This window comes from Brunnivagina elsteri CCALA 953, from assembly GCF_002289455.1.
Taxonomy (GTDB): domain Bacteria; phylum Cyanobacteriota; class Cyanobacteriia; order Cyanobacteriales; family Nostocaceae; genus Brunnivagina; species Brunnivagina elsteri.
On sequence record NZ_NTFS01000130.1, the window covers coordinates 1 to 15,568 of the forward strand.

Annotated in this window: 13 protein-coding genes and 4 pseudogenes; 9 read left to right on the forward strand and 8 right to left on the reverse strand. The window is 40.8% G+C overall.

Going from position 1 to position 15,568, the window contains the following annotated elements:
- Positions 1–1,805, reverse strand: a 1,805-nt coding sequence (locus CK510_RS13295) for an ArnT family glycosyltransferase (RefSeq protein ID WP_143289292.1), incomplete at its 3' end; no start/stop codon positions are given.
- A gap of 77 nt (positions 1,806–1,882) precedes the next feature.
- A complete protein-coding gene (locus tag CK510_RS13300; protein ID WP_095722165.1) occupies positions 1,883–2,329 on the reverse strand; it encodes a GNAT family N-acetyltransferase in 447 nt (148 codons plus the stop codon).
- 87 nt (positions 2,330–2,416) lie between these two features.
- On the opposite strand from CK510_RS13300, the pseudogene CK510_RS13305 reads away from it, so the two are divergent.
- Positions 2,417–3,648: pseudogene (locus CK510_RS13305) on the forward strand (ISKra4 family transposase); the annotation flags it as partial.
- 82 nt (positions 3,649–3,730) lie between these two features.
- Positions 3,731–3,997: a hypothetical protein gene (locus CK510_RS31755; protein ID WP_211293188.1), complete on the forward strand. Its 267-nt coding sequence runs from the start codon at positions 3,731–3,733 to the stop codon at positions 3,995–3,997.
- Between the two features lie 345 nt (positions 3,998–4,342).
- Here the strand turns inward: CK510_RS31755 and CK510_RS13315 are convergent, their stop codons facing one another.
- The 5 genes and pseudogenes from CK510_RS13315 to pruA all read right to left on the reverse strand — a co-directional run bounded on the left by CK510_RS13315 (position 4,343) and on the right by pruA (position 8,682).
- Positions 4,343–4,702 (reverse strand): HPF/RaiA family ribosome-associated protein, encoded by a 360-nt coding sequence (locus CK510_RS13315; protein ID WP_095722167.1) that lies wholly within the window; start codon positions 4,700–4,702, stop codon positions 4,343–4,345.
- 109 nt (positions 4,703–4,811) lie between these two features.
- A pseudogene (locus tag CK510_RS13320) lies at positions 4,812–5,042 on the reverse strand (phosphoketolase family protein); the annotation flags it as partial.
- A complete protein-coding gene (locus tag CK510_RS30995; protein WP_143289293.1) occupies positions 4,975–5,199 on the reverse strand; it encodes a DUF3611 family protein in 225 nt (74 codons plus the stop codon). The pseudogene CK510_RS13320 and the gene CK510_RS30995, both read right to left, overlap by 68 nt.
- Positions 5,200–5,289: 90 nt before the next feature.
- Positions 5,290–5,475: pseudogene (locus CK510_RS13325) on the reverse strand (DUF433 domain-containing protein); the annotation flags it as partial.
- A gap of 210 nt (positions 5,476–5,685) precedes the next feature.
- Entirely contained in the window at positions 5,686–8,682 is a 2,997-nt protein-coding gene (pruA, locus tag CK510_RS13330) for an L-glutamate gamma-semialdehyde dehydrogenase (protein ID WP_095722168.1), read from the reverse strand.
- A gap of 306 nt (positions 8,683–8,988) precedes the next feature.
- Here pruA and CK510_RS13335 point away from each other — a divergent pair, with 306 nt between their 5' ends.
- The 7 genes and pseudogenes from CK510_RS13335 to CK510_RS13360 all read left to right on the forward strand — a co-directional run bounded on the left by CK510_RS13335 (position 8,989) and on the right by CK510_RS13360 (position 14,518).
- Positions 8,989–10,998: a tetratricopeptide repeat protein gene (locus CK510_RS13335; protein ID WP_095722169.1), complete on the forward strand. Its 2,010-nt coding sequence runs from the start codon at positions 8,989–8,991 to the stop codon at positions 10,996–10,998.
- Positions 10,999–11,079: 81 nt separating this feature from the next.
- Positions 11,080–11,340 carry a TIGR02450 family Trp-rich protein gene (locus CK510_RS13340; protein ID WP_095722170.1) on the forward strand — a complete coding sequence of 87 codons (261 nt, stop codon included), beginning with the start codon at positions 11,080–11,082 and terminating at the stop codon, positions 11,338–11,340.
- Between the two features lie 121 nt (positions 11,341–11,461).
- Positions 11,462–11,779, forward strand: a pseudogene (locus CK510_RS33435) (P-loop NTPase family protein); the annotation flags it as partial.
- Positions 11,780–11,810: 31 nt separating this feature from the next.
- Entirely contained in the window at positions 11,811–12,587 is a 777-nt protein-coding gene (locus CK510_RS13350) for a DUF5331 domain-containing protein (RefSeq protein ID WP_095722171.1), read from the forward strand.
- Between the two features lie 110 nt (positions 12,588–12,697).
- Positions 12,698–13,051, forward strand: coding sequence for a hypothetical protein (locus tag CK510_RS13355; protein ID WP_095722172.1), 354 nt, complete (start codon positions 12,698–12,700; stop codon positions 13,049–13,051).
- A 268-nt stretch (positions 13,052–13,319) separates the two neighbouring features.
- Positions 13,320–13,475, forward strand: a complete 156-nt coding sequence (locus CK510_RS32775) for a hypothetical protein (RefSeq protein ID WP_211293189.1) — start codon at positions 13,320–13,322, stop codon at positions 13,473–13,475.
- 146 nt (positions 13,476–13,621) lie between these two features.
- Positions 13,622–14,518, forward strand: coding sequence for an ion channel (locus CK510_RS13360; RefSeq protein WP_095722173.1), 897 nt, complete (start codon positions 13,622–13,624; stop codon positions 14,516–14,518).
- A 188-nt stretch (positions 14,519–14,706) separates the two neighbouring features.
- Here CK510_RS13360 and CK510_RS13365 read toward each other — a convergent pair.
- On the reverse strand, positions 14,707–15,568 hold an 862-nt coding region (locus tag CK510_RS13365; protein WP_095722174.1), incomplete at its 5' end, for a phosphoribulokinase.

A 15,568-nucleotide genomic window follows, 5' to 3' on the forward strand; every position in this document is an offset into this window, starting at 1 on the left:
GAACTAGACCATCTGTAGGTTACGGGAATAGGAACACCTGGAGAAGCGCTTTCAGGAAGGGTTAGCTGGGTTAAAGTGACAGGAGTTGGTAGGATATTTTTTTCGTGAATAATTTCTAGTGATGAATATTCAAGTGGACGGGATATGACTTCGACGGATGGTTCTTTTTGATGGTAAAGCTTGAGAATACTGTCATCAGCTAATTTCCATGTGCGTTGGATTTCAAAATTGGGTGATGTTTCCACAGCTTGAACTATGGCAGCTTGAGATTTGGGAACCAAACCCTGTTCCCCGGTTTTTGTCAGGAACCAAGAAAGCGATCGCACATCTTGTTCTATTTGTCTTTCCCTAATTCCTACCTGTCGTCCATACACTTGGAAATTTGCCAATGCACCGTAATAATTTAAATTGTGTTGGTTAATTTGAGCGGTTGAAGGTAAAACCCCTAATGTTGCTCGCAAATAAGGTTCGGTACGAATAATCTCCGCAATCACTTCTTTGTGGGGTATTAGTGAAAGCATTTGTGGACGATGTTTTGCTTGAGAACTTAATGCTTGCGTCATCAAACCCCCTGCAAACCCACCAATGGGAAACAAATTTAACACCATGAGTAAAACTGCCAAACCCAAGGTTCCCCAACGGATACGCTTTCCCAACAAATTTTGAAACCTTGTTAATCCATAGGCTAAAAATACCGCGAATGCTGGTAAATAAGGTATTATGTAACGCGCATCTTTATTCATATTCAAAGATGAGAAAAAATACGCTCCAATTAAGAATATTCCTAACCATTTGATAGATTGGGAAATAGTTAATTGATATTGGGAATTTTCACCTTTTCCATCTTGAGAATTTGTCCTTGTTTCTCCAAATCTTGCCAAATAAAATAACAATGAAAATATTGGTACTAAAAACAAAGGCAAAGATACTTGTTGCGGTAATTGTTGCCAATAATACATCCACGCATTAATACTATTTAAAGGTGCATCACCTTCTGCGATCGCGGAATCAATTGTTGCTCGTTTTCCTGATGTCAAAATGGTTAACCAGTTAGTGCGATACCAACCACCAAATATCCAAGTTGATACCCACAAACTAGCAATTAGCTGAAGCAATTTCACCCAGCGCAACTTAAGCACAGTCACTATTCCTACCCAAATAATGGGAGTAAATAGGAAAAATAATGCCGTTTGTTTAACTAATAAAGCTAATCCGAGAGATATTCCGAATAATGTAGCTAAAAGTGAGGATTTTATTAGTGAGGGAAATGAAGTTTGTCTTCCCTCTTGCTGAAAATGCCAAAGTGTGAGGCAAAAAAAGCTAAATGTAACTACTGCTGCGAGGGGATAATCGAGGAGAAATTCCAGACGTAGGGTATAAAGTCCTGGTAGAATTTGGCACAGTACTGCTGCCCATAAACCAACGGTTGAATTGAATAAGACTTTACCTAAGCCATAGACTGAAGAGATAAGAATGCCGCTAAACAGTAACATTACGAGCATTGCTTGGTCTTGCCCGACACCAAAAATACCTTGAAGAATGCCCGTGACAATGTAAGTGAGGGGAGGAATTTTAGAAGATAGTAACCAAAGACTTTGCCACCATTCATAATTCCCGAATTGGGGATTTTGCAAAGCTGCGAGGTAATTTAACGTTCCCGTGAGGTAATCAGCTTGATCCCAAGCAGGTATAGAATTGTCGAGGGAAATCCAAATGCGATCGCATATTGCACCTAAACCCCAAATAAGTATTAGTATTAACGCATTTCTCGGAAGACGATGGAAAGACAGGGAACGTTTAATCACTTTGCAACACTCAGAATCTTTAAAGGGAAGGGAAAAAGCAAATATTTATAAACTCCTAATTCCTAACTCATAACTCCTCATTCCTCATTTTTGATTACTTTTCTCATCTTCACATGACGGATACCTGAAGAAACAAAGACATCACCATATTCCTCAAATCCTAGTTGTTGATGCAAAGGTTTGATATATTCCTGAGCATGAATAACCACTTCTAAAATTCCTTTACTCTTAGCGATTTCTAAAGCTTCTGCCATTAATTTTTTGCCGATACCATATCCTCTTCCTTGTTTGAGAACAGCTAACCGTTCAATTTTCGCCATTTCCGGATTTAAAACCCGAATTCTGACAGTACCGATGAACTCACCATTCAATGACGCAATTAAGCGATCGCAAGTTTCATCAAGTCCATCGAAGTCAAATACCGCATCAACTCCTTGTTCCTCCTGAAATACTGTTTTTCTGATTTCTTCAATTGCTGCAAATTCGTTTGTTGAAGTAGCAATTTTTACAGTTACTTGACTCATGAAAATTTTCTCTTTGTTTATGTAGATGGACGTACCACACGAATTAGTTTCCCTGGCAACGGTAATAGTTCATCGTATCGGTTACAAAGAAAAATAGTCAATTTAAGCCCCTTAGACGCAGAACTAAACTTACCAGTAGAACAATACTCCTACGGAATCAGGGAACGAATAGCAGCAGAAGTAGCATTAAACGGGTTTACTCAGACAGTAGAAACAATCAAGAAAACCACGGCAGCAAAAGTACAAAAACGGCAAGTCGAGCAATTAGCCAGATTAAGTTCTGTTGACTTTGATTCGTTCTATAGCGCAAGGCAAGCAGAATCGAACCAATTAGAGCAAAAAGGGGAAATTCTAGTTATCACTACCGATGGAAAAGGAGTGATTATGCGATCGCGAGGATTTACGTCCAGCAACACAGAAACGGGCATTAAATGCACACAAAAAGCTAGATAAACGGCTAACTAAGGGAGAAAAACGTAATTCCAAACGGATGGCAACGGTCGCCTCAGTTTATACTATTGACCCATTTATCCGCAGAGCAAATTCTTACCGCCAGTGAGCCTGCTTCGACCTTAAAGCGTCCCAAACCTGAGAATAAACGTGTTTGGGCAAGCTTGGAGGCAGAGCCGGATTCGTTAAAGAGGCATTTAAAGAGGCATCACATCGCGACCCCAATCAACAGAAACATCGTTGCCTTAGTTGATGGTAATAAAACACAATTGAGCCTGCTGAAAAAGTTTTCACGAAAACAGAAGGTAAAACTAACTATTGTTCTTGATATTATCCATGTAATCGAGTATCTCTGGAAAGCTGCATTTGCCTTCCATTCCCATACTATTAAGGAAGCGGAAAACTGGGTAAATAAACCTTTGAAGGGGATTCTTCAAGGTAAATCAAGTTTAGTTGCTTCTGGTATTCGCCGTAGTGCCACCTTACAGCAACTATCTACTCAACAGCGTGCGGCAGTGGATAAATGTGCTAACTATCTGCTTAACAATAAAGCCTATCTCAAATACGATTGCTATTTGAATGCAGGTTTTCCCATTGCCACGGGAGTAATTGAGTGTGCTTGCCGTCACTTAGTCAAAGAGTTGATGGATATCACTGGTGCTAGATGGAGTCTTACTGGTGCGGAAGCTGTTTTGCGTCTTCGTTCTCTCCATGTTAGCGGTGATTGGGATGAATATTGGCGTTTCCATTTACGTCAAGAATATAAGCGCAATCATCTACCCTTATATTCCAATGGTGTTCCTTTGCTGAATCGCCTGACTCAGGCTCGTTGTTCTACCAATCCACCGTTACTCACAATCGTTGTCTGATTCCCAATCTTCATATTATGACAAGAGCTGCACCCGATTCATTTTGGGTTTTTCCATCTCCAGTGGTGACTTTCCCATCGCTATGCTGCGTCCAACCACTGTCGTGCTTCCGTGGTATCAGCATTATCGAAGTATTTGTGCGCCTAACTCGATCGGCTTTCCGAGTGCGATGTGGCAAAGTGCTGTCGAACCTTGGCTACGAGCTGAGGTTTGGTCAGATTATCAACCGTTTCAACCCCGACCACCCTGTCCCCAAGCCGATTTTCTTCCATCCGCTTTTGCAGTTCATGCTTGGCTACACCTGGCCCCATTATCAGAATCGAGTCGGCATCTCGAATATGCACAATAACCTCGTCATAGTAAGTATCGAGTTCTCTCGTGCGTGCCCTCTGACGGCTATCGTCGGCGGGTATCTGAAGCGCTTCATAAGGACCTTTCAGGGGTGAATCGCCCGACCGTCGTAGTTGTTTTTCTACTTGCGAGAGTATCTCGCTAGTCTCTTCTCCTTTCTCCGTCACAGCCACGATCGCAGCCTTATGATGGTCAATCCACAGTCCTACTTGTGTACTCATTGATATCTCCTTTGTTCATTCAAGTCATCTAAAAAGTTGAGTGTCACTGAAATAAGCCATTTTGAATCACTGAAAGCCTGGAAATTCGAGGCTGGGCAATGTCTAGCAGGCTTAATTCAGGACTAGGATGATCGCGATAGAGGCGGATCAGTCCGATGGTTGGCTTGATGCTCTAGCCGTCCCAGAGTATGGTCAATCAAGTGGGTTAATTTCTCGACAGCACCGTCAACGGACTGATTTAAGGTCGCGGACTGATCGGTAACTGCGAGGGGTTGATGTCCTTCGAGGCGGGCTTCGATCATGCAGCGCATACTGTCATTGCCGTCTTCGTGATGATCGCTATTCTGATTACTTAGGTGAACATCGACGGAAGTGATGCGATCGCTGACTCGGCTCAGTGCATCCTTGATGACGCTACTGACCCAATCGGCCAGCGCCTCATGACCTTCGATGTTGTGGTCAGTTCTGATTTGAATTTGCATGGTGGTCTCCTGGGATGAGGGTCGCTGGCTCAATTATGGTAACGACAAGAATCTTCCCGCCGTTTTCTTCCTTAAAATGAATAGGCATCTTGACCTCCTTTGACTCGTTTCAAGTAGGTACAGGTGTTTTTTCCATCAACAATTTCTCTATCGGCGTTGCGATCGCACTCCATTTCCAATTGTGGATTTCCGGCAAGTCTTCGCCGTGTACATCAATATAGTGCTTATGCTCAATCAGCTTGTCCTGCATCATCTGTTTCAGGTAGTCCCCCTTAGCGCCTAAATGCGGGATACGATCCACCACATCTTGCACCAGATGAAAGCGATCTAAGCCTGAGATTCAGGGTGGGATTAAGAATTGCGAAACCTAAAATCAGTCCAGCAACAACAGTTAAAACAAATTGTATCCAAAACCCTTCCCATCCCAATAATTGCAGCAAACTAGCAGCTTGTTCTCTCTCTGAAGAATGAGATTTTGATTCTAGGCGACTAAACATAATATATTCCTCTAGATTTTTGCTTTCAAAGGGTATTTGGCAGGCAGCCGATCGCAGCAAATTTTCAAAGTGAGAGAATCTTTATGTTATCTAAGCAACCTCATTGGCATGAATAGCAGTTTCAATCTCTTCAGAATAAGCATCTGCATATATCCAAGCATTAACCAAATCAGTAGCACTAATATGAGGATAATCTTGCAAAAGTTGAGCTTCAGTAATGCCAAGACGACGAGCTTCAACTAATAGCCAAACAGCAATCCGGGTTCCAGCAATACAAGTCCCAATATATAAGGGGCGGGGATACCCAGCCCTAAGAATGATACGATTGATAATTATATAATTGGGATATTTTATTTTCTGGAAGTCCCTTACTCAATAGCAGTATAAAAGAAGATGGGCAATGCCCACCTTCCTGAAATAATCAACAAATAATCAATCCCAAATCAAAAACATAGACGCTCCATCGGAACGTCTCTACGAACGTCTCTACTCTGCTCCTTCAATTGGTGCAAAACCCTGACGCTGAATATTTTCTGTCACTGTCTTAGGTTCAAGGAATTGTAACAAATAATCTGGACCACCAGCTTTAGAACCAACCCCCGATAATTTAAAACCACCGAACGGCTGTCTAGCTACAATAGCCCCCGTAATTGTACGGTTAATATACAAATTCCCCACCTCAAAATCTGCTTGTGCTTGTTCAATATGGGAAGGAGTTCGCGAATATAAACCACCTGTCAAAGCAAAATTTGTACCATTAGCAATTTCCAAAGCTTTCTGAAAATTCTTTGCTTTAATTACCGCAACAACAGGACCAAAAATTTCTTGCTGGGCAATTATCCCATCAGCTGGGACATCCTTAAAAATCGTCGGAGGTACATAATAACCATTCTCAGGAATGGACATCTCCAGCGCTAGGGTAGATTCAGCCTTACCCTTCTCTATATACTCCAGAATACGCGATCGCGCATTATCATCAATTACAGGACCAACTTGAGTACTTGGTAACTCCGCTTCCCCAATATTCAAAGATTTTGTCGCTTCCACAAAACGCTGGACAAACTCCTCATACACAGCTTCCACAACAATAACCCGCGAACAAGCTGAACATTTCTGTCCACTATATCCAAAAGATGATTGCACTGCACCAACAACAGCCTGGTCTAAATCAGCACTCTCATCGATAATAATGCCATTCTTCCCACCCATCTCCGCGATTACCCGCTTCATGTGCTTTTGACCCATTTTCAAAGTTGCCGCATCCGCGTAAATTCGGCAACCAACTTCCTGAGAACCAGTAAAAGCAATAATGTGGGTATTTACATGATTCACCATATAAGCACCAACAGCCGAACCCTTACCAGGTAGATATTGGAACACACCCTTCGGAATCCCCGCCTCCACCAAAATCTCCGCAAACTTCGCCGCAATTACCGAAGAAGCTTCCGCAGGTTTAAGTATCGTACAATTCCCCGTCACCAAAGCCGCCACAGTCATCCCAGCCGCGATCGCAAGGGGAAAATTCCAAGGAGAAATCACCACCGCAATCCCACGACCCTGGTAAATATACTTATTCATTTCCCCTGCCACATCATAACTAACACCTTCATTCAGCCGTTCCATCTCCGCAGCATAATAAAGGCAAAAATCAATCGCTTCCGAAACCTCCCCATCAGCTTCCCGTACAGGTTTACCCACTTCCAAAACAATCCAAGCCGAAAGTTCTGCCCGTCGCAGCTCCATCAACTCAGCAGCTTTCCGCAAAATCCCCGCACGTTGACTTACAGGTGTTTTCCTCCAACCAGGAAAAGCATTTTTTGCAGCTTGCATCGCCATTTCCGCTTGCTCCACACTAGCAAGTCCAACCTTCCCAACAACCTCCTCAAACCTCGACGGATTCAACGACTCCACAACATCCTGGGTTTGTACATACTCACCATCAATCAACGGCAAATACATCCTACCCAACTGCCCACGCACCAACCCAAAAGCCTCCTGTGCCATCTTCCTTTCCCCATCCCCAGCAAAATCAGTATCAGCAACACCAACAAAATAATTCTTTTCCCCCTTCTCCTCTTCGCGTCTTTGCGTCTTTGCGCGAGACAAACTAACCTCCGGAGCCACAAGCAACTCCTCAGCCGCCACATTCTGCAAATTTTGCCGTAAAAACGAGCTATTCGCCGTATTCTCCAACAATCTTCTAATTAAATAAGCCATCCCCGGCAGCAAATCACCATAAGGGCAATAAACCCGTACCCGATAACCCTTATCAACCAGAGCTTTCCCCAACTTATCCCCCATCCCATACAATACCTGCATCTCAAAACAACGACGAGGAACCTGCAAACTCTCAGCGATCGCGATCGCACGAGCTTGCGATCGCACATTATGACTACCAATCGCTGCATACACATATTGGTAATTTTCGAGCAACAATTGTGTAATCTTTTCAAAATTCACATCAGTTGCCGCCTTATCGTTATAAACTGGTTGCTGCCAGTGCCTTTGTTCAGCCTTAATCGTTTCCTGATCCCAGTAAGCACCTTTCACCAAACGAATTGTAATTGGTTTCCCACGCTGCTTTGCCCAATCAATCAAACCCCTGGCATCCTCTTCACTATCACGGAGATATGCTTGGACAGTCATGCCGATATCGGTGCGATCGCGAAACTCTTCTTCGAGTAAAATCTTCTTGAGAATACTAAAAGTAATATCTTTGTATCCATACTGTTCCATATCAAAGTGAACAGCAGCACCCAATTCCTTCCCACGTCGTAACAAAACCCGAATCCGTGAACTTACCTTTTCCTCGCTACCAATGGCATCCAAAGGATCGAACTGGGAATAAAAAGCCGTTAATTTGACGGAAACTTGTACCTTCGGAATTAATTCCCCATCAGCTTCATCAATTTGCCCGACTTTATTCCAACTTTTAGAAGCTGCGGTTAATTGTTGCATTAAATCTAGATAGCGCTCTAAATAAGATTGCGCTTCTGTTTCCGTAATTACAGCTTCACCCAGTAAATCTACTGTAAAAGCCATTTTATCTCGACGCAAACTTTCAATGGTTTTCAAAGCCTGCTTAATGTTTTCACCCGCAATATATTTATGTGCTAAGGTTTCCGTCGCTTTTGTGACTGTAGTTGCTGCTACCTGTCCCGGCATCGAATCGGGACTAGCAAAATTTAACATTCCTTTGAGGGCATTCGGTAATTCTACTGAATCATCACCGAGATATTCCTGTAAATGTGCGGCAATTTCCGATTTATCATTTTTTAAAGCAGGTAAAGTATCGATAAAGCGGAATAACTGTACCCTCAAACCCGGATTACTCATCGCCCAATCTAATAATTTATCATCCAAACGCATTTGATCGCGCAGGTTCCCTAAAAACGAACGATTTTCTTGGGTAGCTGCGAGCAATTGTTTCGCAATCTCCTGGGTTTTCGCTTCATAAACGTTTGTTTCGACTTGTAATACCACTCTTTACAGACTCCTTATTCAGCCAAGACTTTTTTCTTTGATCAAATCCTTACTTCTATTTTGGCTTTTCTATGCTGTTTACACCACATTTGTGAATGCAAACTTTCAATAAATTTTCCATCTATATTTATCAGCGTGAATCTGCGGTTTTTATCTCTTGCATATTTCGATGAAATTCATAACACATTGTAAAAAGCTTCATAATCTTTACAAGCTAATGTTTCATCGAACACAAGTACCTATTTTAATTTCAGCAGAACTTCATAAAATGAAGAATGTAGGTAATAAATAAAAACAAATTTCCTGATGTCTCAACTGTTAAATGCACGCTACCAAATTCTTCAGTTGCTGAGTGCAAATGCAGTCTGCGAGAGCTATCTTGCAGCCGACGTAACAGACTCTAATTCACTATATTATATAGTGAAGAAACTATTTCTTCGCAGTCAGGACGAGCAAGTATTAAACCATGCAAGAATTTTATTAGAGAGTGAAATTGAGACTTTACAAGAGCTTGCACAAACACAAGAGCAAATTCAGGAATTATTTACTTACTGGGAGGAAAATCGTGATTTTTATGTGGTTCAAGAATATATTCCTGGTAATCCCCTAAGTTTAGAAATTGGCAAAGGGAAAATTCTCCAGGAAAAAGCAGTCATAAGTATTGTGTCAGAGATTCTCAAAATTCTGGAATTTATCCATCATCACGGAGTAATTCATCAAAATCTGAAACCAACCAATATTATTCAGAGTCATCTAGATGGACAGTTAGTATTAGTTGACTTTGGTGGCATTAGAAAAGCCATCCATCACATTGGCAGAAGTGAATATATGCCAATAGAGCAATTGCATGGAAAAACCAGATTTAATAGCGATATTTACGCTTTAGGAATAATTGCGATCGCGGCATTAACGGGTAAATCAGCAAAGGAAATAGCCGGAATAAATAGTCCCAAACATTTCCTGACTGGAGAAATAATTTGGCAGCATTATAATCGCAAAGTTAGCGCTAATTTAGCGAGAATCATTAATAAAATGGTGCGTTTAGATTATCGTCATCGCTATCAATCAGCAAGTGAAGTATTAAAAGATATTCAATCCCCACAAAATAAGTCTTTTTTCTGGAATTTTCAGCCTCCAGAAAAAGTAAATATTGTCTTGTTATCTGGAATTATCAGTTTTATTTTAGTAGGAATATTTAGTTGGTTTCTAGTCGCACCAAGAGATATCGAACACGCTAAAATAATTTACGAACAAGGTGCAGATAAATACCAACAAGCAAACTATCAAGGTGCAATTGAAAGCTTGACCCAAGCAATCAAACTCAATCCCGATTATGCCCAAGCATATAACCAGCGTGGAGATGCTTTTTATCGTTTAGAAAATTATGAAAAAGCCCAATCTGATTCCAGTGAAGCTATTAGGTTAAATCCCAAAGATGCCAATGCCTATTACGACCGTGGTTTCACATTATATACTCTCAGTAATTATAATGGAGCCATAGCCGACTTTAGCCAAGCCATTGCCATCGATTCTACAAATGCTGACGCTTATTATGCCAGAGGACTAGCTCGTTCTCAAATCAAAGAAAAACAAGGTGCAATCGAAGATTTCAATCAAGCGATCGCAATAAATTCCGACTATGCAGCAGCATATCTAGAACGGGCAAAAATCTTCCGTAGACAAGGCAAAAAACTCGAAGCAATCAAAGAATTTGATGAAGCGATCGCATTAAAACCTGATAATCCAGAATATTATTACGAACGCGGTTTAGCAAACTTTCAGATCAACCAAAGACAATCCGCAAAAAAAGACTTTAGCAAAACAATTGAACTCGATTCTAAACATGTTAAAGCCTACTTAATGCGAGGTGATGTTTATAGCGAATCAGGAGACACACAAAAAGCTTACACTGATTACAATCAAGCATTTTTACTTGATGACAAATTCCCAGATACATACATCCATTGGGGAAATTTCCGCTTGAGAAATAACGATATTGAAGCTGCTATCAAAGACTTCCAAAAAGCCATTCAACTCGATCCAAAAGACCCATCAGCATATAATTATCGTGGTAATGCCTACTTAGCAAAAGGGCTTTATCAAAATGCGGTAAACGACTACACCAAAGCCATCGAACTTAATCCCAACTACGCCTTAGCTTACTACAATCGCGGACTAGTTCGTACCGACTTAGGCAAAATTCCTGATGCAATTGAAGACTTCGAGAAAGCAGCACAATTCTTCCAAGATAAAGGAGAAGAAGCCAGTTATAATGATGCGATCGCAAAATTAAAATCTTTACGTCCCCAACCCTAAAGCCAGAATCAGCTATTTCCCACATTCCCGACTTTTGGTTATATTAATATATGTTAAAAGATATTAATATATACAAAAAATATGACTAAACCCAAAAAACAAAAATTTCCCTACTTACTCGGTTCCAAATGGACAGCACAGCAAAAAGTGGATGGATGGAGACATTTTCAAGTAATCAACCGCAAAAACCAAGGAAAATGGGTTTATGCAGAAATGACATCATCTTGCGATCCTAACGTCAAATTTTGGATTAACGCCACAATTTTACAAGATCGTGGACTATGGGAACCAGGATGGCAAACACTCCAGGAAATCCAAACCAGCCAAAAAAACGTCTCGTAAAGACGGGATATATCGCGTCTCTCTTGATTTTTTCTTGATTTTATACATCACATTTATAGTAATTGTAATAATAAATATTTTTTGTAGATTAATACCCTACTTATATAGCGATCGCACCTGAAAACGCGACCTCATCAATAGGTACATAGAATCAGTCCCCATACCTGTATTAGAAATACTACCATTAATAGAGGATACCCGTATTTTACGCAAGGGAGAGAAAACACTGTTTGAACTGGCAGAGAGCAACAATAAGCTAAACTACTCCTGTGACTACCATTTCAGAATCACCAAGCAAATTTTAGCGCGTCCTAAAGGAGTAATTCCCAACGATTACCCAGATACAGAGTTGTTCGCTTTGTTATCCGGTTTTTACTTAAATCCGGGTAAACCCCCAGTTACTAATCCGGAAGAGGAATTAGACTTAATGATTGTATAAATCATTCATACTTTTTCAGGATAGGGGCAATATGGCATTCTTTTACAGCTTCACAGAATCTCTAAAGCAAAAGTGGTTGCAATTTTTCCAGGCTAACCGCGACTGGATTCTCCTGCACATGCAGGTAGAATCGGTTTACACACCTGACGGAGGCAAGCGTCCACCTTCTTACCTAATTTTAGGGGTAGCGAACGCCCTAGAGCCAAAATTATCCCAGTTGATGTTGCCTTTCTCAAAATTGAACCCAGATGCTGATACCCTCATCGAAGTATTAGGTTTGCACTTCGATCCGGATATGGCTCTTGGTAACTCCGCAATTCCACCAGTCGAAGAAGAATCTGACATCATGGCAAGTGAAATTACTGGTGCGACACAAGTTGCTGTCACAAGTAATTTTACTGATGCTGTAAGTGTGGAATCATTGATGGCTGCGGATGTATTGGGAAACGAAGACGGGATTCCTGCGGAGAACTACGCTAACCCAATGTCGATGGCTAGTATTTCTGAACCAGAAGTTTCTGGATTTGGCAAAGAAAATATGTCTGTTGCCGAAGCAAATGAGGATTTTGGTGCTGATATTTCTTTTGATATTGAAGCAAGTGCAGCAAAAATGGAATATAACGCTCTCGAAGATATTAATACATCCGAAGAAGAAAATGCTTTTAGTGATGTGTTGATGGATGTTTGGGGGGAAGAAGCTCAAGCCAAAAAAGCCGAAGCTGGTAACGAAATGGTATTAGGGGAAGAATTTGGCACTAACGCATTTGAAGAAGATTCGGAAATCGCTCGTCTCTTCCCCAACGGATAGACATTATTTGAGTTAGAAATGTAGAGATGCGATATATCGTGTCTCTATTTTCCCCTTTCCCCCCACAGGAAAGCGGTGTATTATACGAGATGATTTAATATAAATTCACAATGGTAGAAAAACCAATCAAGAAATCAGATCGCCCGTCAAATCCTGAAGGTGAATCTGAGAATTTAGATGCGATGCCGGAAAAATCGAATCGCGATAAGCCGAGCTTAATGCCGGAGGCATCTCGCGCTCCAAGGGGCAACAAGCGTGAGGGTAAAGGCAGAAAGTCATTTGACTCAGAAGAGTCGAAAGTCCCTTCTAATCCAGCACTAGCACGTCCAGCAAAACCCAAACCTCCAGTTGCTGCCAAAATTGAACCGGAAGTAGAAGCTGAACCTGTTTCTGAAGAGACAGAAGAAAAGACCGAAGTTACTGAAACTAGCGATGAGAGCGAAAATTCGACTGTAGAAGCCTGAATTTTTGGTTTTGTTGACCATCAATATAAATCCGAGAACGGTGCATTAGTGCATCGTTTCTTTTTTTTTGCATTTTCCTCCAGACTGAGGTCAAGTCAGTATTATACGTGATACCACGTATACATAAATGGTTAACAATACATGAAGTAATGTTTAATTTATTACAACTTGTTTTCAATAAAGTATGTGTAATATTTCTTGTCAATAGCAATACTGAATTAGTTCAGATGATAATGAATCACTCAAAGCTAGCTTTATCTATAGTCATTTGGGTAATGAGCAAAAAGCGATAGAAATGTACAAACAATTATTATCTTCTGTGCAAGAAAGTAATCCAGAGTTAATCGAATTTATCAGCAACATGATCGAAGAAGAAGGAAACCATCATCTTGAATTAGAACAGATGATTCAAGATTTGGTGTAATTATTAATCGGTAATAGAAGAATGGGTAATTGCTAAATGCCTGTTGCCGATTGCCTAAATTATTAGATAATAGGAAATATACTGATTCTTAGCTTATGGCAACTTAACGCCTTTGGCGTTAAGTTGCACTTATCGCGCAGCAAAACATGACCAAAAACCACCGTCAAACCTCCCCAAAACCTCGGATGATTAATCGAGATGGAGGCTTTAACGTCGTCCGTAAGGGATTATCATACCAGCGTTGGCGCTACGATTTATACCATGTACTGATAAAACTTTCTTGGGTTAAATTTATTGGCATTGTTAGTTTAGGCTATTTAATTGCTAACATTCTATTTGCCTGGGCATATCTTTTAGGTGGAGATGGCATTGCAAACGCTCGTTCGGGAAACTTTCTCGACGCATTTTTTTTCAGCGTGCAAACAATGGCATCCATTGGCTATGGGGCAATGTATCCAAAAACAACATATGCCAATGTACTAGTTACTATCGAAGCATTATTAGGGTTATTGGGTTTAGCAATGGCAAGCGGAATCATGTTTGCTCGTTTTTCCCTACCTAAAGCCAGGGTAATATTCAGTCGAATCGCTTTAATTGCACCACACAACGGATTACCAACTTTGATGTTTAGAGTTGCGAACAAGCGCCAAAATTGGATTTTAGAAGCGCAAGTTCGGGTTAGTCTTGTGAAGAGTGAATTAACCAAGGAAGGTGATTTAATGCGGCGTTTTTATGATATACCACTAGTTCGCAGTCAATCACCTCTATTTGCACTTTCCTGGTTAGTAATGCATCAAATAAACGAAGAAAGTCCACTATTTGGAATCACACCAGAAGAAATGATTGAAAGTGAAATGGAGATTGTTGTGACTCTAACCGGAATTGATGAAACAGTCTCGCAACCAATTCACGCACGTCACTCATTTATTGCCGAAGAAATAGCTTGGAATATGCGTTTTGTGGATATTTTATCGAAAGCAAGCGATGGTAAACGTTGTATTGACTATTCGCGGTTTCATGATGTTATTCCCCTTGATAATTAATTGGGAATTAATTGAGAATTACAATTAACTAAAATCTATACAAAGTATTCCCACAGGTTAATGGAAGCCAATATTAATCCTTCTCGTCAATCCGAAATCTTGTGTTGGGTTACGACGCAAAATATAATAGCCGTAAAAATTTAGTATTTTTCATGCGTCTTCACCCAACCTACAATTAATACTACAAACTAAACATGAATTTGAGTAGCTCTAAGCATGTGATAAGTAATCAATAATTGAGTTAATGCTAGTGGATAGCTTTGTAAGGTTTCACCAGTAGTACCAGCGATTTTACCAAGTTCGGGATTTGCTTCGCGATCGCACACACTTTTCAAATGTGGCATATCGGAACAAATAATCTGTTCTAATTTATTCACTTGGTCTAATGTAGCATGACCATCAACTTCCAAAACATCGACAGGTTTACCCATATCCCTGTCTAATTCCAACCGAATTGCCGAACTCAAATTTCCATTTCCCGATGCTAAAATATCGGTAAAATTGGGATGGGGAATAGTTGGACGTAACACTAAACGCACATTCAAATTACCATTTGTTTGTTCAGATTCTTCCTCTGGGGAATAAAAACTCACCACAATATCAGACCATCTTCTCTGTGGACGAATATAAGCTTCAGAATCTGGTTCGCGTTTTTCTAACTCTTGCAAAACCTGCTCTTCGCTATAACCTCGCTTTAGAGTATCCCGTTTAACCTTCCACTTTGCCCTTAATGGTTCGGGAGGAGCAAGATACACCCTCACATCATAACAATCCCTTGCCCCACGAGTCGAATAACCCAATAATCCTTCAATAATCACAAACTTATTTGGTTTAATATACTCTGGAGCTGCAAAAGTTCCTGTTTTATGACTATAAATCGGTTTTAAAATTGGTTGCCCCATCCGCAGTAGGGACAAATGCTGCTGCATCACATCAAGATAGTTGCAGTCGGGATGCAGTGCTGTAATACCTAATTCAGAACGTTGCGTGCGATCGTACCTGTGATAATCATCCGTACAAATTACCGTCACATTTTCCGTTCCCAGTACC